Source organism: Sodalis praecaptivus (genome assembly GCF_000517425.1).
Lineage (GTDB): Bacteria > Pseudomonadota > Gammaproteobacteria > Enterobacterales > Enterobacteriaceae > Sodalis_A > Sodalis_A praecaptivus.
Window position 1 is genome coordinate 2,954,190 of sequence record NZ_CP006569.1, and the last position, 23,536, is coordinate 2,977,725.

The 23,536-nt window shown below is 48.4% G+C and carries 20 protein-coding genes and 1 tRNA gene; 10 read left to right on the forward strand and 11 right to left on the reverse strand.

The window, feature by feature from the left end:
• Positions 1-51 precede the first annotated feature (51 nt).
• The 3 genes from pgsA to uvrY are packed head-to-tail and all read right to left on the reverse strand — an operon-like array spanning position 52 to position 3,140.
• Positions 52-600, reverse strand: coding sequence for a CDP-diacylglycerol--glycerol-3-phosphate 3-phosphatidyltransferase (gene pgsA / locus SANT_RS13055; RefSeq protein ID WP_025422740.1), 549 nt, complete (start codon positions 598-600; stop codon positions 52-54).
• Between the two features lie 58 nt (positions 601-658).
• On the reverse strand, positions 659-2,491 hold the full coding sequence (gene uvrC / locus SANT_RS13060; RefSeq protein WP_025422741.1) for an excinuclease ABC subunit UvrC: 1,833 nt from the start codon (positions 2,489-2,491) through the stop codon (positions 659-661).
• Positions 2,484-3,140 carry a UvrY/SirA/GacA family response regulator transcription factor gene (gene uvrY, locus SANT_RS13065; RefSeq protein WP_011411001.1) on the reverse strand — a complete coding sequence of 219 codons (657 nt, stop codon included), beginning with the start codon at positions 3,138-3,140 and terminating at the stop codon, positions 2,484-2,486. The genes uvrC and uvrY overlap by 8 nt, the downstream gene beginning before the upstream one ends.
• Positions 3,141-3,798: 658 nt before the next feature.
• Between uvrY and SANT_RS13070 the strand changes: the two genes are divergently transcribed.
• Both SANT_RS13070 and SANT_RS13075 read left to right on the forward strand, forming a co-directional pair.
• Complete coding sequence (locus SANT_RS13070) at positions 3,799-4,023, forward strand: DUF2594 family protein (RefSeq protein ID WP_025245199.1); 225 nt, start codon at positions 3,799-3,801, stop codon at positions 4,021-4,023.
• A gap of 122 nt (positions 4,024-4,145) precedes the next feature.
• Positions 4,146-4,490: a GlpM family protein gene (locus SANT_RS13075; protein ID WP_025422742.1), complete on the forward strand. Its 345-nt coding sequence runs from the start codon at positions 4,146-4,148 to the stop codon at positions 4,488-4,490.
• Positions 4,491-4,793: 303 nt separating this feature from the next.
• Here the strand turns inward: SANT_RS13075 and SANT_RS13080 are convergent, their stop codons facing one another.
• Positions 4,794-5,825, reverse strand: coding sequence for a helix-turn-helix domain-containing protein (locus SANT_RS13080; protein WP_025422743.1), 1,032 nt, complete (start codon positions 5,823-5,825; stop codon positions 4,794-4,796).
• A gap of 985 nt (positions 5,826-6,810) precedes the next feature.
• On the opposite strand from SANT_RS13080, the gene SANT_RS13085 reads away from it, so the two are divergent.
• Entirely contained in the window at positions 6,811-6,996 is a 186-nt protein-coding gene (locus SANT_RS13085; protein ID WP_025422744.1) for a GhoT/OrtT family toxin, read from the forward strand.
• Between the two features lie 1,208 nt (positions 6,997-8,204).
• The gene (locus SANT_RS13090; RefSeq protein ID WP_025422745.1) at positions 8,205-8,918 is read left to right on the forward strand and encodes a PAS domain-containing protein; all 714 of its coding nucleotides are present in this window, start codon (positions 8,205-8,207) and stop codon (positions 8,916-8,918) included.
• Positions 8,919-9,360: 442 nt separating this feature from the next.
• Here the strand turns inward: SANT_RS13090 and SANT_RS13095 are convergent, their stop codons facing one another.
• The 3 genes from SANT_RS13095 to SANT_RS13105 form a co-directional block, all read right to left on the reverse strand.
• Positions 9,361-11,298: an acyltransferase family protein gene (locus SANT_RS13095; RefSeq protein WP_025422746.1), complete on the reverse strand. Its 1,938-nt coding sequence runs from the start codon at positions 11,296-11,298 to the stop codon at positions 9,361-9,363.
• 926 nt (positions 11,299-12,224) lie between these two features.
• Positions 12,225-12,300: transfer RNA gene (locus SANT_RS13100), tRNA-Lys, on the reverse strand.
• Between the two features lie 174 nt (positions 12,301-12,474).
• Positions 12,475-13,185, reverse strand: coding sequence for a helix-turn-helix domain-containing protein (locus SANT_RS13105; RefSeq protein ID WP_025422747.1), 711 nt, complete (start codon positions 13,183-13,185; stop codon positions 12,475-12,477).
• 820 nt (positions 13,186-14,005) lie between these two features.
• Here SANT_RS13105 and SANT_RS13110 point away from each other — a divergent pair.
• On the forward strand, positions 14,006-14,263 hold the full coding sequence (locus SANT_RS13110) for a DUF1883 domain-containing protein (protein ID WP_025422748.1): 258 nt from the start codon (positions 14,006-14,008) through the stop codon (positions 14,261-14,263).
• Between the two features lie 447 nt (positions 14,264-14,710).
• On the opposite strand, the gene SANT_RS23410 is transcribed toward SANT_RS13110, so the two are convergent.
• Positions 14,711-14,887, reverse strand: a complete 177-nt coding sequence (locus SANT_RS23410) for a general stress protein (protein ID WP_071882074.1) — start codon at positions 14,885-14,887, stop codon at positions 14,711-14,713.
• A gap of 478 nt (positions 14,888-15,365) precedes the next feature.
• On the opposite strand from SANT_RS23410, the gene wrbA reads away from it, so the two are divergent.
• The 3 genes from wrbA to SANT_RS13125 all read left to right on the forward strand — a co-directional run bounded on the left by wrbA (position 15,366) and on the right by SANT_RS13125 (position 17,250).
• Positions 15,366-15,965 carry an NAD(P)H:quinone oxidoreductase gene (gene wrbA, locus SANT_RS13115; RefSeq protein ID WP_025422749.1) on the forward strand — a complete coding sequence of 200 codons (600 nt, stop codon included), beginning with the start codon at positions 15,366-15,368 and terminating at the stop codon, positions 15,963-15,965.
• Between the two features lie 119 nt (positions 15,966-16,084).
• Positions 16,085-16,294 carry a YccJ family protein gene (locus SANT_RS13120; protein ID WP_025422750.1) on the forward strand — a complete coding sequence of 70 codons (210 nt, stop codon included), beginning with the start codon at positions 16,085-16,087 and terminating at the stop codon, positions 16,292-16,294.
• A 752-nt stretch (positions 16,295-17,046) separates the two neighbouring features.
• Positions 17,047-17,250 carry an HHA domain-containing protein gene (locus SANT_RS13125; protein ID WP_025422751.1) on the forward strand — a complete coding sequence of 68 codons (204 nt, stop codon included), beginning with the start codon at positions 17,047-17,049 and terminating at the stop codon, positions 17,248-17,250.
• 124 nt (positions 17,251-17,374) lie between these two features.
• On the opposite strand, the gene SANT_RS13130 is transcribed toward SANT_RS13125, so the two are convergent.
• From SANT_RS13130 to nac, 3 genes are all read right to left on the reverse strand, one after another.
• A complete protein-coding gene (locus SANT_RS13130) occupies positions 17,375-17,665 on the reverse strand; it encodes a hypothetical protein (RefSeq protein ID WP_148296288.1) in 291 nt (96 codons plus the stop codon).
• 446 nt (positions 17,666-18,111) lie between these two features.
• Positions 18,112-18,378, reverse strand: a complete 267-nt coding sequence (locus SANT_RS13135) for an anti-adapter protein IraP (RefSeq protein ID WP_025422753.1) — start codon at positions 18,376-18,378, stop codon at positions 18,112-18,114.
• A 231-nt stretch (positions 18,379-18,609) separates the two neighbouring features.
• The gene (gene nac, locus SANT_RS13140) at positions 18,610-19,527 is read right to left on the reverse strand and encodes a nitrogen assimilation transcriptional regulator NAC (RefSeq protein WP_025422754.1); all 918 of its coding nucleotides are present in this window, start codon (positions 19,525-19,527) and stop codon (positions 18,610-18,612) included.
• Positions 19,528-20,630: 1,103 nt separating this feature from the next.
• On the opposite strand from nac, the gene SANT_RS13150 reads away from it, so the two are divergent.
• Both SANT_RS13150 and SANT_RS13155 read left to right on the forward strand, forming a co-directional pair.
• Positions 20,631-22,190, forward strand: a complete 1,560-nt coding sequence (locus SANT_RS13150; protein ID WP_025422756.1) for a M91 family zinc metallopeptidase — start codon at positions 20,631-20,633, stop codon at positions 22,188-22,190.
• Positions 22,191-22,342: 152 nt separating this feature from the next.
• Positions 22,343-23,413, forward strand: a complete 1,071-nt coding sequence (locus SANT_RS13155) for a hypothetical protein (RefSeq protein ID WP_148296289.1) — start codon at positions 22,343-22,345, stop codon at positions 23,411-23,413.
• Positions 23,414-23,536: the final 123 nt, after the last annotated feature.

A 23,536-nucleotide genomic window follows, 5' to 3' on the forward strand; every position in this document is an offset into this window, starting at 1 on the left:
ATACAAAAATAGTCATCGCCGACGCGTTTGCTGTTTTTTACAGCGCTTCTCTCAATGCTCGAACAAATCGTGCCGGGCGGCATACAAATATTGGAACATTGACCAGAAAGTCAGCACCGCCGCAATATACAGCGCGACGATACCTATCCCCGATACGATGTCGTCTGGACGCCACAGCAGCGCCACCAGTGCCAGCATTTGCGCGGTGGTTTTGACTTTACCAATCCACGAAACCGCGACGCTGCTACGTTTGCCTATCTCCGCCATCCACTCCCGCAACGCAGAGATGATAATCTCACGGGCAATCATGGTCGCCGCGGGCAGCGTTATCCACCATGAATGAAAATGTTCCGCCACCAGCACCAGCGCTGTGGCGACCATCACTTTATCCGCGACCGGATCGAGAAACGCGCCAAAGCGGGTGGTTTGTTTCCAACGCCGGGCCAGGAAACCGTCAAACCAATCCGTCACCGCCGCCAGGACAAAAATGAGTGCGCAACTCAGCGGCGCCCATTTGAAAGGCAGATAAAAGGCCAAAACAAAGAACGGTATCATGACGACACGGAACAGGGTAAGCCAAGTCGGTATATTCAGTTGCATAGTGCTTTGTTAACTATCTGGCCGGAGTGGAAATAACAAGTATGTTGCTACATTGCCGCTAGTGTTTCAACGCATTAAATATTTTTTCTGCCAAGGCGCCTGAAATACCCGGCACTTGGGCAATTTCCTCCACGCTGGCATTGCGTAACGGCTGAAGGCCGCCCATGTACTTCAGCAGTGACTGTCGACGCCGTGGCCCTACACCTTCAATCAATTCCAGCGCGCTGGTATTTTTTACCTTAGCACGTTTATTGCGATGGCCGGTAATCGCATGGTTGTGTGAATCATCGCGGATATGCTGAATCACATGCAGGGCAGGCGAATCCGGCGGCAGCGCTATTCCCTCGCCATGGGGTTCTAAAAACAGCGTTTCGAGGCCGGCTTTGCGGTCTACGCCTTTCGCCACGCCGAGCAACACGACGCGCGATTTGTCCCAAGGTACGTCCAACTCCTCGAACACCGCTTTGGCCATACCCAATTGACCTTTACCACCATCGATAATCACCACGTCGGGGATTTTCTTTTCTTCGAGCGCCTTACCATAACGCCGGCGCAGGACCTGATCCATGGCGGCATAATCATCGCCGGGCGTAATACCTTCAATATTATAGCGGCGGTATTCGGCGCGTACCGGCCCGTTGCCGTCAAAGACGACGCAGGAAGCGATGGTCTGCTCCCCCATCGTATGACTGATGTCAAAACATTCCATTCGGTTGACCTGCTCGATACCCAATAGCTCTGCCAGCGCGGCTAAACGCTGATGTACCGTCGACTGTTGCGACAGTTTAGTCACCAGCGCCGTCGCGGCATTGGTACGGGCCAGCTTTAAATAACGGGCGCGGTCGCCGCGCGGCTGCGTCTGGATCTGAATTTTTCTGCCCGCCTGCTCGCTTAGCGACGCCGCCAGCAGCGTTTTTTCAGGCAGCGTGAAATCCAAAAGAATTTCGCCCGGAAGCGAGCGCATCTGGCTGCCCTGCAAATAGAATTGGCCGACAAACGTCTGCACCACTTCCGCCAGTTCCGTGCCGGCAGGCACTTTGGGAAAATAACTGCGGCTACCCAACACTTTCCCCTGGCGGATAAACAGGACATGGACGCAGGCCATACCGGCGTCAAACGACACGCCGATGACGTCCAGGTCTTCCCGGTCGCCGGAAACGAACTGTTTTTCCGTCACGCGGCGCACCGCCTGGATCTGATCGCGCGCGCGCGCCGCATCCTCAAAGTTTAGCGCACGGCTGGCCAGCTCCATCCGCTCCACAAGCTGGTTAAGCACCTGTTGATCTTTGCCTGACAGAAACAAGCGCACATATTCCACCTGCTGCTGATATTCCTCATCGCTGACCAGCCCCTGTACGCAAGGCCCCAGACAGCGACCTATCTGATACTGCAGGCACGGGCGTGAACGGTTGCGATACACGCTGTCCTCGCATTGGCGTATGGGAAACAGCTTCTGCAACAGGGCCAGCGTCTCTTTTACCGCATAACCATTGGGAAACGGCCCGAAGTAATCCCCTTTCGCATGTTTGGCCCCGCGATGGGACGCGATGCGGGAATGCGCGTCGCTGCTGAGGAAAATGAAGGGATAGGATTTGTCGTCGCGCAGCAATACGTTGTAGCGTGGCTGATACAGCTTAATGTAGTTATGCTCAAGCAGCAGCGCTTCGGTTTCCGTATGGGTAATGGTCACATCAATATGGTGAATGCTTTTCACCAGCGCTTCGGTCTTGCGGCTGGCAACCTGGGCACGAAAATAGCTCGCCAGGCGCTTTTTCAGATCTTTAGCCTTGCCGACATAAATCACCGTACCGGATGCATCATACATGCTATAGACGCCAGGCTGGCTGGTCACGGTGCTCAGGAATTGTTTGGCGTTAAAACTGTCAGTCACTACTTAATAAAATCTCCGTATTGAACAACCCGTGGCGAATGGCCAGATGGGTTAATTCTACATCACCGCTGATGTTTAGTTTACTAAATATCCGGTAACGATAGCTATTAACGGTTTTAGGGCTCAAATTGAGCTGCTCCGAAATATCGGTGACCTTTTGCCCGCGGGTAATCATCAGCATAATTTGGAGTTCCCGTTCGGACAAACATTCAAAGGGGGTTTCCGCCTGCGGCTCCAGCTGACTCAGGGCCATCTGCTGGGCGATATCGGACGCGATGTAGCGTTTACCGGCATTCACCGCGCGAATGGCGCAGATGACCTCGCGCGGAGCGGCGGCTTTGCTCAGGTATCCTGCGGCCCCGGCCTGCATTACTTTAGCAGGTAATGGGTTTTCTGTGTAAATGGTCAGCATGATAACTTTGATATCCGGCGAAAAGCGCACGATTTTGCGCGTGGCCTCCAGCCCGCCAATGCCCGGCATATTCATATCCATTAACACGACGTTGACGCAATTGTTGCGGCACCACTTTACCGCATCTTCGCCACAGTGTGCCTCGCCAACGACTTTGAAGCCTTTGATATCTTCAAGAATGCGTCGTATCCCTGCGCGCACCAATTCGTGGTCATCAACAAGAAAAACGCTTATCAAAGAGAAATTCTCCAAAAAGAGGGAGTGATGTAAAGCGAATCAAATATTTAAGACTTAATATTACAGCTTTTAAGTAAATAAAGAAAAATGATTATTCGCTTATACTGGAAAAATTCAGCAGTGTCGCCTGCGCAGGCTCATTTTAGACAGATAGGTTATTGCACCGCAAGGAGATTTCACCAAAATTCGCGTAGCCGTCGGGAATTGCCGATTTCCCCTCTTTTGTCACCCCGTCCGCACGTCCATCGCACGCCCCAAATTGTCTAAAAAACGAACAGAACCATAAGCAATTTACTTAGAAATCAGTTTATTATGATTTTCCTTTCGATGAGGCAATATTATCATCAATCATTTCATATACATATTTTTAAAGAATAATTAATTATGGCTTATTACTTTTAGCGTACATTCAAACTTAAAAGTTAATTATAATATATTGCCGCTCCGTTTAATCCTCCTCGCCCGGCGAGAGCGGGACATCGGGGCATGAGTGGTGTTTTTTTAACCTGCTGCAATTTGCCGGAGATAATTGACCAACGTCAGTTAAATTTATAAAACAAAACCTGTTATAATCGGCGCACATGGCGTTGAACGCCGACGCGTAGCGCTACGCCAAGCGCGGCGCCAGTCTTAATATTCACTGATAACGGGGACAATAATGGGCAACGTTGAATTTACCACCGATAGCGAAACCGCGGTACTGGCACAAGAACTCAACTGCATGAAGGCGATGATGTCGCTGCTGTTAAAAGCCATTGGGCAAGCCGATGCCGGCAAGGTCATCATAAAAATGGAGAAATACATCAGCCAGCTTGATGATCCCGAACAGCAAGCAGTATTTACCAGTACCGTAAAACAGATAACCCACGCTTATCGTCAATAAAGACCCGTCCCGCGCCGCGGGTCAGGCCGGCTCAGCCGGTCGTGGCGATCGTTTACCCGCTTACCTATCCCGGCGGCACCGTGGTAGACTCATGCCACGGTTCCCCGACTTCATTTATTGCCATGACGCTGCTGTTCAAAGCCCTGCTGGGCGCATTAGTGGTGGTGCTAATCGCGCTGCTGTCCAAAACCCGTAACTACTATATTGCCGGTCTGTTGCCGCTATTCCCCACCTTTGCGCTTCTCGCCCATTATATCGTCGGTTCCGAGCGCGGCAGCGAAGCGCTGCGCATGACGATTCTTTTTGGTATTTGGGCCGTCATCCCCTATCTGGTCTACCTGATATCCCTGTATGGCTTTGTCGGCGCCATGCGCTTGCCGCTGGCGCTGTCCAGCGCCGTGGTCTGCTGGGGACTCGCCGCATGGCTATTGATCATCGTCTGGCGCCGCTGGTATGGACTCAATTAACGCGCGGCACGCCGACGCCTGCGGGGGAATTTCGCGAGCTTTTGCGAAAAAGAACTATACTCAGCGTACCCCTCTCTGGAGACAACCATGAAAAACATCGGGATAATTGTTTTTATTGCGCTTGTTGGTCTGTCGTTAACCGGATGCGCCGACTCATCGCCCACGACGACGCGAACCTCAGAACCTGTACCGCACGGCAGCCCGCAAAATGTCGGGAACTGTACCTGCAGCAGTTTAATTTCCTGCAGTTGCGGTTCGCCGTCCGCGCCTTGACGATAATGCGGTAAAGCGCGCCGCGCTAGACTAAAGCGAGCGTAACCACGCGACCTGTGATTCTTCCATCGCATCCAACGCCCAAATATCCTGACGCTGTTTGCGCGCCTGTGAAGGTGTGGTGCCATAGGTCGTAATAAACAGACGATTAAACGTGGCCGGCTCTAAATGCCAATAATAGGCGATCTCGGCAATGCGCCAGCGGCTATAGCGCGGGTGCAAAAGCATACGCGTGGCCGCCGTGAGGCGTTTTTTGCGGATATGCGCGGCCACGCCACCATAGGGCTCAAATAACCGATATAATGACGAACGGGATAAACCATACTGCTGGCCTATGAGATCCGCGGTCAAGCCGGGTAATTGCAGATGCTGATGAATGTATTGGCAGATCCGGCTGATCACCAAAAGCCGGGTATCCGCCATCAGCGGCTGGCCGAAACTGACCGAAGTCTTAATAGCGCTTATCAAAAAATCAATCACCGGACGGGCGATGCGGCTCGCCTCGGTGGCGGTGATGTCAATGCTGTAGGCCATAAGTTGATGAACATGGCTGGCGATAAGTTTATTGAGTAATTCGCCGCGGCGAATGACCTTGCCATGCAACGAAGCGGTATCGTCTATCTCCACCAATAGCTGGCGCGGAATGACGACATACATGGCGTGCGCCAGCGACGTGTCGCGCCCCTCTTTCAACTTCAGGTTAAGCGGCTGCAAAACATCGATCAGCAAAATATCTTCAGGTTCAAGGGATAGAGCAAGTCGTCCCAGGTTACCCTCTATGCCCCCTTCCAGCATAATGACCAACAAAAAATGATCATTCAAATCGCCGCCGTGTGAGGGGAAATTCACAAACGTTTGCCCCGTGGCCCGAATATGCCCGCAGATAAAAATATCAAAATGATGCGCTTCGACACTCCAATTGAGGATGTCCACCTGCGAACGGGTGAAATGCGATTGCAGCAGAGAGGCATTGACGCCTGAGCGCCAGCGTTCAATCTTTGAGGAAGGTATTTCCCCCTCAACTGTATTGTCATGAATAATTCGAGCGTTTTCGTCTTTCATGGTGCTGCCTTAAAGGGGACAGGCGTACCCACGCACGCAATCACTCCCCAAAGAATCAATTGGACAGGTTTCCCTTTTAACGCGTTCAGTGTGCTTTTTATTTATCACCGACCTGCTGGGAGGCACTCTGATTATATCGCTAAATTCAAAAAGGATGGCATAGATTTATTATCTTGAAGTGAATATTTTTACAGCGCGCTGAGATGGCATGTCGCTGCCTGTGGATAAACAGTAAAAACAAGCGGTTGATTTATTTACTACCTCTTGCTGGCTGTCAAGTGAAATTAGCATTTCACCGCCCCGTTCGTAGGTACATTCCGGCCAATTTAGCCTTATGTGCTCTGACACCCTCGCCGATAACCAACGTATGACGTTATGCGGAAAAATAGCGTGCAGACGGGTTTAAAAACCGTCACATTCTCATTTTTGTCACGCGAAATAACATTGACTTATAATGCATAACATATCAGCAATTTTATTACTTATTTCTGCATGAAAAGGACGGGTTAATTCTGAATTTTGATCAATGCCGCAGTTGCCAGGCGTGAAAGAGTTAAACTTGCCATTGTGCGGTCGCCCCCTCTCGTCGGCGAATTGGCCTTTCAGCATGTGGCATCAGCGATATAATTCGTATTGTTGGTGGTAAAGGTGTTTTGTAACGGTCTGCGGCGAAAGCGAAAATGAAGCAATTATTATCAGGGTCTGCCAAGCATAGGCGCCTCAAAGGAATGCGAACGACAAACCGCGCCCGTGATGTTTATTTCGGCGGTGTACAGGCGGGAATGGCTTGACACACCCTGTCTCATGGCGAAGCCGGCCGTCCTTGGCGAACGGCTGATGTCCCGATTCCGTCATTTTCCGCCGTCCGGTGCCCACCCCACACCTAAACGGTGTAGAAACTTATGCCGCCGCCGGGTTCATACTTAGCCCCGGCGGGCCTGGAACGCGATAAGACAAAGGATTCGGTCAGAAAGGAAAGGCGAATATGGACACGCTGACAACATGGCAACTCATTGTAGCAAGCTACCTCGCGGGTATTGCCGTTACCGGGTTTTTAACGTTTTTCTTCAGCCGCGATCCGTCCCTCGGGATACGCCTACTGTGCTCAGCTCTGATAGCTGTAACCTGGCCGCTCAGCTTTCCACTGGTGCTCATTTTTATCCTGCTATAGAACAGCCAAGAAAAAGGTCTGGATGGGAAACAGAAGGAATCTTAACGCGAAGGCGATTCGGGCGGTGTCACTCCACCTATCCCTGAAATGAAAACCGGCCGCACCTGGCCGGCCTCATTAAGTTGTCCCCACCCGGCGCTTATCTCCGGAACTCGCCAGACGGCGGTTTTAGCTCTGCAATGGGGATAACTATTTATACCATTTAAGAGGATTCTGCTTCAATACCAAATGAGAATGAAAATCACATCTATTTGCATATAAGGCCGTTGTCGGCAGAATGTGCCCTATCGTCCCAAGCCACGTGACTGAGAACGAGGTAGAGACACCACACTCGCACCGACGTCGGTTCCTTTGTGGCAAAAATTTGTCTCTTTTTTGGTGCCGATGCCTTCCCTATGTACCCTATGATTGATCTCCCCTGTGTGACTTAGCTATTGCACGTAGCCATGCATAGCTGTGCCGCAAGCGGAATTCACAAAGTAATCACCGCGCAAGCATAAATGCTTTACACTGTCATCGAAGCTGCTGTTAGGGCAAACGCGGGTTGGCCGCTAACGACTTGGCCCAAGGGCCGCTAAGATGAGGGCCTTGCAGGCGAACGCGCCGCCGACCGGGCTAATGAGCGCTGCGCCTGGCAGGCAAGCAGGCGTTTCGATCCAGTAAACGACGCTGCCTTCAGACGGGAATGGACCGGATATATTATGCAAAAATGGGTTTGCCAACATAAATTGGGCGTATTGCTAATTGTGGTGCTGGCGCTTGAGTTATTAATGTATTTATTAACGTCCTCCTGGTTTCCTTGGGCAAGGGGATAACCTGTCTCAATTCCGCTTCAAATGCATGGGATCATTGTGCGCAACGGCTTTACGCCTCGTTAACCCTAAAGGCGATACTGTTGCCAATCGCTTGCATACGTCTTAGCCAATTATGCCTGGTGCACACTATAATTTCACACTGCGAAAAAACGCCCCTCATCTTGCTGTGCTGAGCCTATTGGTTGCACTCGCAATGCTATGAATGCGGCGAAATTATCTCCCTGACTTCGATTTTCCCGCTGGCTTTTATAAGTAAATTATTATGCTTTCCACCACGGTCGGATTTCTTATCGAGGGTAAAATACTCTTTACCCACACCAAAACATGTGTGATTTTCATTCTCGCAAGGTGAAGAGGATACGAAACACATTACTTGTTTCAGGAGGAATAATCATGGATTGCAGCAATCCGTCATCGGACACTATTTTGAATATTGATTCTTTGGGGAAAATTCCCCTCATCGCCATCATGGAACACGCTTCCATTCCTTGGGCGATAAAAGATACGGAATCAAGGATAGTCTATATGAATAACGCGGCCGTTGAATGTCTCAATCTCCCGGTAGGTTTCGATTTTGAAGGCCGCAAAGATGAAGAGTTACCGCATCCTTGCTCTGAATTTGCCGAAGAGATCCAAGCACAGGACAGAAAGGCGGAAGCCAGTAGAGAGGGCACGGAAACTATTATAACCTCCTATTTCGGCCGCGAGGGACATATGGCCCCCTTTTACACGCCAAAATTCCCCCTGTATGATAATGAGGGAAACGTTATAGGGACCATGCTTTATCAGAAAAAATTTGAATTTATTCATCTCTGCGATTTCTTTAACGACCTTTCCCCCTCGGTAATCACGCTTGACACACCCGATAATACTTTTAATGAAAAAGAATTAGATATTATATTTTATGCGCTACAGCGCATGGATGAAAAGGAGATAGCCAATAATCTGCATCTATCCCAAAGGGCCGTCGAAAAAAGATTGAATACCCTTTATAGCAAACTCGGTATCAACACTCTCAGCGCGCTCAGAGATTACTGCCATCATTCCGGACATAATCGCTACATACCCAAAAAACTTCTGCGCTCCGGCGTTAATTTTTTCTGGTGAAACCTCAGCGCCGAGGGGCAAAAGCCATGAATAACGTTTCGTTACCGCGATGCAGGCTGGAGAAAATGCCCATGGGTCCTGGTTATCCTTAGCCATGCTTTAGGGGGGACAAAACTATGCCTATCGACGCTATACGTTGTGCCTATTTACTTGATCTTTTTTAACGATGCGACCTTGCGGCAATGTAGCTACATAATGATGTAGGCAAAGGCGGCCCCCTGCAGTCGAGAGCACTGCTTCGCCCCTTTTCGGTCGAGACCTCACGCCTTGCCGCCCTGATGTCGGGGCTTGGGGTGAACGATTTAAGCCGCGACGAGAAACAACGATGGCGTCGTCAAACGGTTTATGCATTACATCAGAATATTGACATCGCTAGCCTTCACTTTCCACATCTCTCGTTCAAGGACTCCTCCGCCCTGGCAGGCGGAAGGCCCATTTTTTGTCAAAATCTGATATCTGCAAGCACGGTTTGATTTTTTCTTAACCATGAAGGGTTAAAATGCCCGGCGTCAGCATAAACATATTCGCCATCATCTATCAATTTACATTGCCCGGCAGCACAGACGTTATCAAAGATATCGATGATTTTGGCGCCAGAGGCTTTTGCTTTTTCCGCTAGCAATGCCAAGAAATCGGACTGTTCTCGTTCCAGTTTGAAATCTAATTTCTCATGGGAGTTATAAGATACAAATGGCTGTAGCCTTACCCGATGCATTCCCGGGAATACATCCGTTATATATGGCGCGTCTTTGATAAAAAACACATTTTTACCTTTTGCTGTCAGCTCTTTTATCGTCGCCATCATGCTAGTAACGGCAAGATCTCGTCCTTTGGGAACATTAATAGAATATTTCTCTCCTTTATCCTGAAAGAAATAATCGTTCCTGCTATAGAAGTACATGTACCAGGCACCACCCAAAACCACGTTTTTGATATCTTCTTTGCTATTGATTGTCTCGAGCGCCGCGCTTCGCATATTCCAGCAATTAGTTCTTCTTTGGTCATCCGTATAGACGTTAGGAATAGGAATACATCCGCCACCAGCAGCAATGATAATCTCTGGAGGGTTTTCCCTGCCTACGACCCGACCATAAAGCGATTCTGCCAAATTGGCAACATGAGAGTCACCTAAAAAATAATAACTTTCCTTCCCGGCAGGTGTCAGTGTATAAACGCCGGTTGCATTGTCATTAAATTCAGTCAGGCCAAATTTGTTATAATTACTTTTTAGGAAAGTCCACTCATTTTCAGTGGGTAAATTAACCTCATTGATCCTCGAGTTGGAACCAATAAGTAAGAAAGAGAGGAATGGAATAACGATCATTGTTGAGAACAAGTAATAAGAAACCGTCAACTCTTTGCGGGCAATGGGTTTCTCCGCTTTCGAGTAAATGAGGTATGCCAGCATCATGGCAATCATCAGACAAAGCGCGTTAACTTTTACCGAAGCATGACCGGTAATAATGGAAGCGAAGCTCATTAACGGCCAATGCACTAAATACAATGGGTAACTGATCAGACCGATAAAGACTAATGACTTCAGGGAAAGGATCCTGCTGACGATGGTCCCCTCTCCATAGAGAATAACCAGTGCCGACCCGAACACTACGGGGATCGCCGCAAAGCCGGGGAAATATTTTTGTGAGGGGACGAGAAAAATGGAAACGAGTACAAGTCCCAATCCCATCAGCGCTATATTATTTTTGCCTTTAACGCCAGGGGATACTTTCATCCTATTCGTATAGAGAACTGAAAATAGGCTCCCCACCATCAGTTCCCATGAGCGTCCCAAAGGCGAATAATAGGCGGCAGCGGGATGATTATAAATATCATAAATGTTTATAATAAATGAAGCAACAATGAAAAAAACAATCCCTTTCACCTCTATCTTCTTTCTGACCAACATAACAATAATTAGCGGCCAAAATATGTAGAATTGCTCCTCGATAGCAAGACTCCATATGTGAAGCGTTGGTTTGAATATCGAGGCTTTATCAAAATAGCTATCTTCACTCCAGAGAAGAAAGTTTTCCGTGAATAGGCTAGAGAAAATAACATGTTTCAACGCAGTGGCAAATTCTGTCGTTGACAACAGAAACCAGGATAAGAACACCACGCCAAGCAAAGTCAGTATCAGTGCCGGATAAATTCGCCTAACTCTTTTTTTGTAGAAAGATAAGAGGGAGAACTCCCCTTTAAGGATCTCTTTTCGGATAATTGATGTTATCAAAAAACCGGATATAACAAAAAATATATCAACACCGACATAGCCGCTTCTGAATAAAATAGGAAAGGCGTGATACATTAAGACTGACATTACCGCGATAGCTCGCAGGCCGTCAATATCCGGCCTATAATTTATTGCGCTGCCTTTTGCCATAGCAATGTCCCAGAAATCGACCGGTTAAATGATGGTGTTTTTGTAATTTTTCGTAAAAACTATACCATAGTGACTATTTTCCTATCAATACAGTCATACACCTCTACTGAGAATGACAGGCATCACTTTTTTGACGACGCATAAGACATGGGCAATGCCACTTTTAGGTTTCGTAGATGAAAGTTGTTTCTCAATCAACATGATATACTAAGCGGACACCATTTTCTGTCATTGCAATCGGTCTTTGGCACTAGAAATACCCTAACTGCTTTTCAGACTTACCCTATTGCCAAGCCAAGTGCAACGACCTTTAGGCCTGGCCTGACCTGGGTCTCATCCTCTGCCTTGCCGTCGCCCGGCGCGAGTGACTGAATTGCCTCTTGACTTCATTTTTTGCGCACAGCTCAAGCCGCAGCCCAATCCCTAACCCCACGTTAGAAAAGTCATTTTGGACCGCTCTCGTTCCCGGTTTTTTAGGCAATCTTTATCCTCGACAACCCGATTTACTTACTATAGCGTTCGGCTCAAAGCACGTTCACTGCCTAGCCGCTCACCGCAACAGCCATTCATCACCTAAAAGCGTTTAAAGGCCGTCTATAGGCCAGTAAATCGTATAGAAATAGCCAACCGGCGTGGTGACCGTGCTTTAGATATGCGCAGCGAAGCAGAGTTGTGCAGCGGCTGACGTGAGTTTCATTGATACTTGTATATCAGACCAGTTGCGCTCTCGTGTGCCACGCTGGGTTCGCCAGAGAGATGCCGGTGCAGATGCAGATGCAGAGGATGAAATGATAGGCTTAATGACTACCAAACGCATTTCTATGTACAAGCAGAGCATATAGGCCATGAGTTGCATGACACGAGTTCAATTAGATCACACGGGAAGAGAAGTATTACCGATAGAGGGAACATTAGGCTGTTGTTGTTGGTGGGTCGTGTAGGGCTCGAACCTACGACCAATTGATTAAGAGTCAACTGCTCTACCAACTGAGCTAACGACCCAACGCGGCAAATTATTCTCTTAATGAGCGCCGGTGTCAAATACTTCATGTCGGTTGCAGCAAAAAAATAGTCACTAACGCTTCTTTGGTTGAAGCCTGGTTGAATATTAATCACTGGTAACCGACTATTAACATCGCGCCCGGCGCTATTTGGCGCAAATTTCACCAAGAGCAATCAGGAATGTCTGGCTCGCTCGCGAAACGCAGACGGATTGGTTTTGAAATGCCGGCGAAATATTGCACTAAAGTGGGCATGATTACTGAATCCACACCGTCTGGCTATCTCAGCCACCGGCATTGCGGTAGTCAATAACAACTCACATCCTTTTTTGAGACGCTGTTGCGTCAACCATTTTTTTGCCGGCAGGCCATAGCGCTCGCTAAAGAGTGCATTCAATTTATGGCTTGAGAGGCCAAGTTCCCGAGCATAGCGCGATACGGGCCATTTTCGGAGATAATTCTGTTGGAAAAAATCGAACAGCGTGTGGCTGATATTAAGCCCGATAAATCTACAAAGTAACTCGCTAAAATAGGGCTTATCAAGCCCGAGACAATAAAGATAAAGAAACCCGGCCGAGAGGGCACTATCCATGGAAAGTAGGCCCTCTAAGCAGGCAATCATCATTTTATCTAACGGCATTTTTTTATAACTTTCCGTTTGTAAAGTCTCTTGCCGGCACTTGGCCGCCTGAATGATAAGATCTTGTTGCAGAAAAATGAGGTGACCTGGATAACAGGTGAGAATAATACAGTCCTCTTTAGGCCAGTCATCCATTTGCGTGCTGTCCTCTGACACCACAAGATGATTGGGTGGGATACTATATTTTTCGCCATTGATACTTAGCGTTCCGTTTTTTTTAAACACAATAAACTGTAGCGTATTCATTGATAGCCGTGATTCCTCAGCGATGTTTTACGTTAGGTCATTTAGCGTCTAATATTTAACGCAACCTTCTTCAACCGCGGGCTAATCGTTTGAAACAGGATGATGTGAGAATAAACAGGAGCTATGTTCGCCCCACTAAAGTATAAAATTCCATCAGCTAAAGCCTTAGATGAGACTTTAATGAAAGCAAGGCATGGTTCTTAGCATTCGCTATAGCTAATCCCGGCGATCGCTTATTTTAGAGCTGAGACGTTTCAAAGAAAAGGCGTATTTCCCGGTGCCCTTGTTAATTGATTTTCACGCTGTTCCTCCTGGCGCCAGCGGCATAAGCGTAACTGAATTCAGCACCGTGACGTGTAGCGCATTGCGGCGGATAATGTCGCCATAGTTCAGGCGAGGAGAGCAACAACGGTAAACCGCCAGCGGCCGTCATCTAACAGGCGGGTTCAATGGCCCCTGCGGCCAATCTTGATGTTCGTTGGCCTACGGTACTCACTCTGTAGCGCACCGGCTTGGTTTTCACCGATGTATCGCGTTGCACGTCGATGCGCATAAACCTTAGCGCGTCAGGCCGTATCTCTCTTTGGGCGGCAGCCAGCGAGTGGCAAAAGCCGCCAAACCGCCTACGCCAGGCGCACTCTTCCTGCGCAGGCACCGGCCTAATCTAAAAATTTCAGGAAAACTTCAATTAAATTTGATTGAAGTCATAAATTCTAATGCACCACAATGATTTTATAACTCCATCACCCACGACCGGATAGAACTCTCTTTATGAGGGCCGTTATCCATGCGCAAACGATTACCTTGAGGGAGTCAGAAAATGTCCGTGATACGCACGCGGCTAAAACTGTTTGGCGGCGATACGGTGGTTGTTCATTGCTCAGAAAAATGCAACATCCATTTAATGTGTGAAACCCAACCCCATAATGGCCAGATGACGGTGGGTTTTGGCGAAATCCTCGGAGTAAGCGATACAGATACGGCTTATTTGGGTGTGCCTTACAGCGGGTTTTGGAGCGTTATCATTGATGCAAAAAGCGATAGTCCAGAGCATTCCGTCCGATATTTGCCCGCATGATCAATTTGGCCGCCGGAACCGAACAGGTTCCGACGACCGGTGATCACATGATGATGACTTGGGCCTTACCGTCAAGGTAAGCCGGCTTACTGCTTACTGCTTACTGCTTACTGCTTACTGCTTACTGCTTACTGCTTACTGCTTACTGCTTACTGCTTACTGCTTACTGCTTACTGCTTACTGCTTACTGCTTACTGCTTACTGCTTACTGCTTACTGCTTACTGCTTACTGCTTACTGCTTACTGCTTACTGCTTACTGCTTACTGCTTACTGCTTAGTAAAGCGTGAGGCCCTTATGCCTCAGGGCAAGCCTTTTATTACTTACCCAATTAACTTTAAGCCGCCGAAAGACGTCAGACTATGTCTCGCCTATCGGTAAGTCATCATCACGCATCCCCAAGCCACGTTAACCGCTCGTAGACACGGGGCAACCGTCTTAAGGACAATCAGGCGCTATTTCTGCCGCTGTTACTGCGACGCCCGCCCTTTTCACCGGCTGTTGATGCACGTTGCGGATCATTCTTGAAATTCCCCCCGCTGTGCAGACCACCTTTTTTGCCTGCTTCTGATGCTCTTTCACGATCTTCCGCAAAGTTACCTGATCCGCCTCGATGTTGGGCCATGTTAACCTCCAGTAGGTTGTTTAAGAGAATCATTTGCAATGGAAAACGCGATAGTGCAGCGCGTCCTCACTATGACGATTGAAGGCATATTTTCTTCAACGCCATGATTAATAGTATAGCCCGCGCGTTGGCCGGGGGAGCGTTTATTAACACAATGAAACATATGATTGGCAATAATGTTTCATCTTGAATGGCGAGGGTTATAGGCCATTGAAATAAGGTTTATTTATGCTCAATTATTCCTTAAATTAGGTAGGGTTGTTCGTAATATTTATTATTATTTATTATGATTTCGTCCAATCATTCAGGCTAACAACGGCTTCAACTGCCGCCACCGTCACCTCCGTCGCGGCTCAGGTTTCCTCCTAAGCCGCCGGGGTATATTGGCATCTGCGCATTTTTACGGTTATCTTTAAATCATTCTTCTCCGGCTATTGTTGCTCCGACAAGGCCGCTTCTACTTTTTTGAGGAAAACCGATGGCAAAAATACTCGTGCTTTATTATTCCATGTACGGCCATATAGAGACCCTCGCTCAAGCGGTAGCGGAAGGCGCAGGTAACGTCAGCGGTGCTGAGGTGACGCTAAAGCGGGTACCGGAAACCATGTCACCCGAATTGTTTGCCAAAGCCGGCGGTAAAACGGATCAACCGGCACCCGAAGCAAAGCCGCAAGAGCTCTCTGACTATGATGCCATTCTCTTTGGAACGCCTACACGGTTTGGGAATATGTGTGGTCAAATGCGCACCTTCCTTGATCAGACCGGCGCTTTATGGGCCTCCGGCGCCCTATACGGTAAAATAGGCAGCGTTTTTACCTCTACCGGTACCGGCGGAGGGCAAGAGCATACCATCACCTCCACCTGGACAACGTTGGCGCACCATGGCTTCATCCTGGTTCCCATTGGCTATGCGGCCAAAGAGCTTTTTGATATTAGCCACGTGCGCGGCGGGACTCCATATGGCGCATCGACACTGGCCGGGGGCGACGGTTCACGCCAGCCTTCCGATGAGGAATTGGCTATTGCGCGCTATCAGGGACAATATGTCGCGGGTATTGCGCTTAAAATGAAGAGTTGACGGTCACTCAGGCACCCAATCGTGCCTTGGCAAGCGCCAAAGGCACATTTCGTCTACAGTTAGTCAATACACCGGTTGAGTTGCCGCTACACAGACATCATAACCTTGGGAGATTAAAGATGGCTTCAGACGTGAGTGCATGGGCAGACATCCGCCAGACTTCAATAGAAATCGCGGTGGCTATTTTTGAAGTGGCCAATGACGATGAAGCGCTGGCGCAGAAAATTTGGGAAGAAGGCAGCGATGAGGCGCTGCAAATCGCCTTCGCCCGCACCGACAAAAATCAGTTATATTGGGGCGAGGAAACGGTAGAACGCAAAAACGTATGAGACTCACCCCCAGCACGCCGGGCGGTTAATGGCTAACCGCTCACTTTTTATGTGGCGACAAAACAGTGTGAAATAATTCAATAGAGAACTATTTATTCGCCATTACCAAGCATCGTCACACTAGCATCTCGGTCAGCCCTGTATCCGCCACCCCATCTTCAGTAGATAATACTCGGAGCAAAGGACGTTCTTTGACAAATATAACCTTTAAACAGCCACTTAATGAATCACTATCGATGCAGTTATCAGTAAGTAGGGTCCAGCTAACATCGTTTTCCTTTCTTGCCGCTATCGTCACCCCCCCCTCTTTTCTTGTCCTGTCAAAGCCGAACACGCAAAATTTTTATTATTTTTTTAAACTCTTATTATATTTTTCCGCCTAAAATTTTTTTCTTGCGCAAAAGCGAGAAGCATCAATCATTCAAATAACGATAATATTTTCTTTGGGTGATTGTTTTTTGGCTAGGCTAACTGCTATGATGCGCCCCGTTGGAAAGACTGAATGCGGCATATGAACAAATGTGTCCAATGTAAGGTTTATTTACACTACCTGTTTATAATCTATTGCTTGGTTTGTCATTTATTATCTTGTTAGCCGCTGTTATATCCTCCAGTAATTGATAACAGGTTTACTAACAGGCTCCCGCACCTCAGAGTGCAGGGGGATGCAGATCGATAAAGGCCTGTTATTTGGCGGATATTTATTTTAAAAGAGTTCGTTTTGCGATTGGTAGAGGAATAATCACATGTTTATGGGTAAAGTCGATTTTTTGATGCGACTCCGGCGCTGCAGTAACATTGACACGTTAGAAAAGGTGATCGAGCATATGAAAGATCGGTTGACCGCTGGGGAATTGGTTGAATTTTATGGCGCCGCCGATCACCGCTTAGCGGAGTTGACGATGGGTAAACTTTACGACAAGGTCCCGTCAAGCGTGTGGCAATTTGTACGATAATGGGTCAACAGAGCGGCTTTTGCAACGCCTCGGAAAACGTTCCCGTCCGAGAGGAAGAACGCGCGTAAATGATGCCCAGGGAAGACGACCCTGGGATAACGGCGACAAATCTGAGCGCTAACCCTTACCCGACTTTTTGCTGACGGCTGGCAAAGCGCTTTCGTAAAAATTCTTGTCCTTTTTCAGTTACGCCACCGGTAACCATCACCTTGGAGAACGTCAATCGTTCTGAAAAATCCTCAATGCCAAACTGGCACTGTTCCACCAGCTCCTCACTGTCCGCAAAACTTATCGCCTTAGCGATCTGCTGGAATTTTTCCATTGCTTCTTGAGTGCCCGCCTCGGGAGTAAACACCTTTTTCCCCGTGCAGATCTCTTCGAGAATTGTCTCAAGAATTAACCCTAGTGTTTTCATGATTATTAACCTGCTAATGAAAAACCACACGGTCTTGATGACCAAAATATTATGCTCGGAACTAGTATATTCATTGGCGCCAGGATTGCTCGCATAAATGCGCAATTAATTACTTTCAACTACAAAAAGGCACTATTTCAGACAGAAATATGAAGGCGTAGGCAGGCCATGAAGTATTATAGCAGAATGCAGGGCAGCGCGGGCTTCAAACAGTGGAAAAACCGATTAGCATTATAGCGTTGCCGCGTCGCTAACTTTAGCGCTCGGCGAACGACAGAATAATTGACCCAACCCAATTAAATGTCAAGAGTAATTAACCCGCTAGGTATGATCTGTGTAGCATTATCAAATTGACTTAGCACATCTTTGGGTAAAATTTATCGGCCCGGCTGTGTTGCGAATGCCCCTTAGCCGGCGGGAGAATGCCCGGCCGGGGCCTTCATAGACTAGTGCCGGCGAGCTACCGCCGTGATTCGCGTAATATTATTATTGAGTAAATCAATATCCGCGTTGTGGCCCGCTTCAAGATTGCGCGGCAGATTCTTCATAGCCATATCGATCGAGCCGACCAGTTCGTTCAGTTTGTCAGGGGAGAGGGATGAAATTAATGCTGCGACCAGGATTTCAAGGGATTGCACCAGCGCGAGCAGTTCCTTCTCCGCAGCCTCTTTTTGAGCCAAACGGATCAGTAATTGTGAAAGTAAGCTGTTCATTGTGGCTCCTGGAAAGGTAAAGTAACGGATTTTCCCTGACGGGCGAAAGCTCAGCCATACAGCCCTTTTGCAGAGTGCATAATAATTGATATCCTTATTTAATATCAAGAGAATATTAAGTATTGAATACAAGTCTGTTCTATCTAACTCAATGAAAGTGGGTCAATAAAAAAAAAGCTTCCGCCTGGAAGCCTTCTTTTTTTCTACACGTTACTCGTGTCAGGATAATGTTCAACTGGCCAGCAGTAGCGCCTGTTTCTCCAACGCCGGCTGCGCAGCCATGGTCGTCATGAGGGTTTTCACCGCCGAGGCGGCGGGAGAAAGCGGCAAACGGGACGACGTGGTGAGCGTCAGCGGCAACGGCATGCCGGGGCTGATGATACGCGCCATCCAGGCATTCGTCGTGCTGACCACCGTCGCGGCGGTCGATTCCGGCAATACCGCGTTGCCCATACCGCTTGCAACCGCCGCCGTCAGTGTCGCAATGGAGTCTATTTCCCCAATGATCTTGGCGCTTAATCGGCGCAGGGAAAAGGCTTCATCCACCCTTTTGCGGATGGCGGAAAAATCTCGCGGCAGGAAAAGCTCGCGTATCGCCACATCGCTCAGCTCTATACTTCCGCCTGGATTGTCATGGGTTCCCACCAGAAAGAGATCTTCTTTCAGCAAAGGTACACTGCTGACGCCGCTAAATACCGCCGGATCGTAATGTACGGCCATGTCCAACTGACCGCGGCTGACTTTCTCATTTAATGCGGCAGAACTGTTTTCATGCAGGTAGACGGTCATCTGTGGATATTGATCGCGCACTGCCTGTAATAATGGCCGGATAAGAGGGCTGGAGGAGGTGCCCGGCGCCAAACCGATGGATACCTGACCGCTCACGATCTGCCCGACATTGCCGACCGCCCTTTGCGCCAGTTCACATTGCTGCAGGATGGCACGGGCATGCGAATAAAGGACTTTCCCCGCTTCGGTGGGCGTCACACCGCGTTTGGTGCGCACCAGCAGTTTCTGATCAAGCTCGCTCTCCAGAGTGGCAACCTGCTGACTTAATGCCGGTTGCGCTATATGCAGAACTTCCGCCGCCTGTGTCAGGCTACCGATATCGACGATTTTTACAAAGTACTTGAGTCGTCTTAAATTCATTTCTGCCTCCGTCGCAGCTGTGCCAGAATCAATGGGTTGACTAATGCAAATAGCAGACCAATTCGCGCATCGGCTATGAAAATCACCTCGGAATGCAGAGTAAATAGTTAAATAAGAATAATTTATGGCTGATTAGGACTTTTTACCTGGTCGCGGAAGTGGTGCTGCCAATCCCAGTTGCGACAAGGGGGTGCACCATAACAAGGCATAAGTTGACCCTATGGGGAAGATTGAAAATGGCTAAACCGTCGTCTTCACCTTGCAAGGACATAAGGCTAGGCCCCGCAAGCTAAACCGCCGGGGTTAGGAGAAGTGGCTGATGCCGCCGGCATCAGGTCATCAACACCTGTAATATTTTGGCGATGAAAACAACTTTAAAAATTATCTTATGAAAAACATTCCTTACCAGATGACTACGGAATATATCGAATAGGTAGACAATGACTCTGCTGATAAGATAAAAAAACCGGGAAAGGTTTTACAACCATGGAAGTCAGCATTATAAGGGATGCTTAACTTATTAAATCCTCCAAATAACCTTGATTTTCACTATCAATCACGGAGCATCAATGAACAAGGTAATGATTACTGCTGTTCGCGCCTATTCACCCCCCTGACTTACGCCATTTTTTGTCTAATCAGTTTGTTAAAATCTCACGCTTTGACTTTATTCACCCAGTACGTAACAGGACCAAGATGTCTCATTGGCTAATAGGCGTAAATAATGGCTATGAGAAAGCATTATTTTCCCAGCATGGAGAACAACGCTTATGCCTGTTTCACCCTACCTTGATGCTAAACGGCAGGCATTTTCTGCGCTTAACAAGCGGCTGGCGTTTCACCAAGGACTGGCTGACGCCGCCGACGCTTGCCAAGCGCAGGCGGTGTACGCCGTTATCTCTTTCCTGCACGGCAGGCACACTTACCCCGGCTTATCTCCCCGCTGTTGCAGCGAAGCGCAACCCGCACTGATTAAACAGGTCACCCGTGTCGGCTCCCCTCGGCTGGCATTAGAAAACGTATTGAAAAAGATAATCCCTTCTTGGGGGAGGATTTTTAGCAGATAGCAGGCTCTACATGCTCCCAAGCCTTGTTCAAAGGCAATGGATCGCGGCGTAGAGTTTATCTACCGGCTTGGCAAAATCAATTTGCATGTAATCACAAAAACCATGAATAAATTGAGAAAGTATCATCTGGACCTCTCACCGACGTTGCACCAGCACACCATGGACAACCGGCCTTCAGAGGTTAAATCTTTGCTTGATGTCGATAACATTATCACGGTCGCTCAGGGTGATACATTGCCGACATCCATGAATCTGGAAACCCAGCGCAGCCAGAGTACAGCGCTTTATGTCCAATTTTCCCCTCGAGGCGCCCCACTCACCGGCGGGAAATACCGCTTAATCGTGGATCCCTGCCCCATTCAGCGACCGTTAAGCGATACGGCCAAAAAAGAGGGGTCGCTGCAAAAAAACGGTCTGAGAGGGGCTTTCATCAGATATTTTAGGCCTCTTAGCATTAAGGACAAGCTGGCCAATGCGGGTACTGCCTTGCAATCATGCCGCCCGATTATGGCGATACCCGATTTATTGATAAGTTATCAATTGAGCATGAAAAACTCGCCAGCCTACCTCATGCCTATCGAACGCGCGCTGGAAGTGTACCTTACTAAGGTTTTTGAGGTGCCTGCTCTGCGCCTGCTTGAAAGCTGGGCTCTCGAAAGTATGCAGTGCGGTTGGGTGAGGTTTTACCTGAATAACGCTGATATTTCGGCGTTAAACCAGCTAAAAATGGATAATTTAGTGCTGCTGAGAAACATGGTAAATGGCGCGTCAAACGAACGGTCTAAATCGCTATATCAACAACTCAGCCTGGCCCATAACAGTCTGGCTACGACTATTATTCATCGCTACGCAAATGCCTTACAGGAAGGCAGTTGTTTTTTCGACGGCATGTCGTTTAAAAAATGTGGCGATCGGCAACGTTGTGCCGCGGGTTCAGGGCCAGATGCACGCGGCATCGAAATTATAGGGAATGAGTGTTACACGGCGCAGGTCAAGGACGCCCTTGAAGATATTACGTTCACCCCATCAGGTCGCCGATTATTGCAGCTTCTGTTGCAAAAGAAGGTGGTCATACAACCGCCTTCGATGGCGGATATTGTACGCATTGAGCAGGGCAAATTTTTGGCAAGCAATAAAGTGGGCGGCAATGTGATTACGTTCGATCCCGAAAATCATTTGCTCGGGGCCGATGAAACGCTGATAAGCGCTTGCCCCTGGCTCAGACGCGAAGCAACCATCGGGTTGTACCACGAGTTACTGCATTGCTACTTTCATTTTTTTCCACAGATGCTCTGTGACCAAAAACGCAGGGTAAAACTGTCGATAACCGGCGCTAACACCCTTGAGGACGAAACACGTATCACAGGCACCCGACTGCTAAAAGACGGTGTATTGTTTGATTTTAATGATCCTTGCTATTTGGCTCGTGTCTATAAAGGCAGTGAGTTGTTTACCGAAAATCATTTCAGGGCCGAATTTGCCGATCTACGCGGTCAGCGTGATTATTATCTTCGTCCTCATTACGGAGACGGTAGAAATCAGCTTACCCTTAAGAAATACCATATTGATTTGGCAAGTTTCAGAGTAACAGAATAATATCCTTTTACCGGATAGACATTGCAATCCCGCTTGCCCACTTCTCATAGGCGGGATATTATCTTAAGGTGAAAAATTGCCATTTCCATTAGGCAGTAGGTAATAAAAGACGAATTGTGTCATTTAAATTATTTTGAAGCTAAGATTTATTCGTGAGGTTTTCATCGCGCGCCTTGCCACGACACGTGCCTGATTCGACCAAGGGTATTTTTAAAACAAATGGAATTCAAATCATTATGTACAGAATAACGACCACCTGCTGTTGCCCGCGCACTGAGAGTGAAATCATCGCGCCGCCATTATCCCTTTCGCATATCAGTCAACAATTACAGCTATGGGTTAACGCTCGTCAGGCCGATGAAGATGAAATGCGTAGCGAGGCGCTTAAGCGCATCGCAGAATGTCTCCATCAAGATTGTCGTGAGCTAAACCTCTCTGGTTGCAAACTGCGCGACTGGCCACCTTATATCCCCACCTGCGTACGCCACATCAATGCCAGCCATAATCATCTGAGCACATTGCCGCCGGTTTCCCTCGTCCAGCTTGAAAGTTTGGATTTGCAGGATAACTGGCTTGTAGAACTGCCCGAAGATTACCTTAGCCCATTGGCCTGGCTTAATGTGAGCAATAATTTCCTCCAGGATTTGCCGAATCCTTTGTATAGCACATTAAAGCGGCTTATGGTCAACCATAATCCGTTGGGTCGTCTGCCCGCCACGCTCCCCGCACCGCTGGAGTGGCTGGAAGCCCGTCAATGCAAATTACGGGAAATCCCCCAATTGGCGCCGGCGCTTTTATATTTAGATGTGAGTGATAATGCGATCACCAGCCCCCCGTTCCATTGGCCACGATCGTTAATTGCACTATTGGCCAGCAATAATCTATTAGATGATCTTGGCGAGTTGCCCGATAGCCTCACTCAGTTGGTGGTCGACAATAATCGCCTTACCCATTTTCTGGAGCCCCTTGCCGAAAGTCTGGAAATGGTCGACATCAGCAACAATCTTATAGTGAATATCTCCTCACAGATTTTACCTTCGTTGCGAAAACTACGTGCCGATCATAATCTGATTCAAGACCTCCCCGAATATTTGTGCGACCCGAGATGTAAAATTCAGCTTTGGCTACGAAATAATCCGCTGTCTGCGGAGACGCAATCCGCCATCGCCAGCGCTAACCGCATTAGCGTCAAATTCATCGGTAACCTCAGAATTATCCACTAGCCGACAAATCGCGCGCTCCACAGCCGCATGTCCTCAACGCGCCGTCAACCCGGTAGGATCTGCATAGCGGTAACAGCGATGATAAGGATATCGCCGCACCTCCGGGCGTGGGCATAAATCATT